Annotated in this window: 1 protein-coding gene; it reads left to right on the top strand. The window is 44.6% G+C overall.

Annotated features, from left to right (window positions below):
- Positions 1 to 166 precede the first annotated feature (166 nt).
- A partial coding sequence (locus tag KDM89_RS19600) for a hypothetical protein (protein ID WP_212689571.1) occupies positions 167 to 489 on the top strand: 323 nt, incomplete at its 3' end.

The raw sequence follows: 489 nt of genomic DNA, 5'->3' as shown, positions 1-489 counted from the left end.
ATGAAAATAAAGTAAATATTAAAATTAATAAAATCAAAAAAATATTTAAAAAATTCAAAAAAGTCGTCAACCGGATAAAGAGTCATCGCGTTATAGGATCATGCAGCAACACAAAGTTGCGCTAAACCGAAAACCGAAGCGTACCTAACCTGAAAGAGGAAATGCCATGAACAAACTGATGACTGCAATGATCGCGACTGTTGTAATGATGGGTAGCGCGATGGCACAAACACCGGCTGCAACAGCAACGACTGCAGTAAAAGCAGAAACTGCAAAAGTAGCAGCAAAAGCAGAAACCAAAGTAGCTGAAGTGAAGGCAGACGCAAAAGCAGCAGCGCCTGCGACACCGGCAGCACCTGCATCCGCCAGCGCGAAAGCAGAACCGAAACCAGTGGCAACGCCTGCTGCAACAGAAACGAAAGCGGCTGAAGCTAAAACAGAAGCGAAACCAAAGAAAGTAAAGAAAGCGAAAAAGCACGCTGAAGGCGG

Source organism: Cognatundibacterium luofuense (assembly GCF_018139685.1).
GTDB lineage: Bacteria > Pseudomonadota > Gammaproteobacteria > Burkholderiales > Burkholderiaceae_D > Undibacterium > Undibacterium luofuense.
Note: the sequence above shows the minus strand (reverse complement) of the source record. Positions and strands in the feature narration are given on the sequence as shown.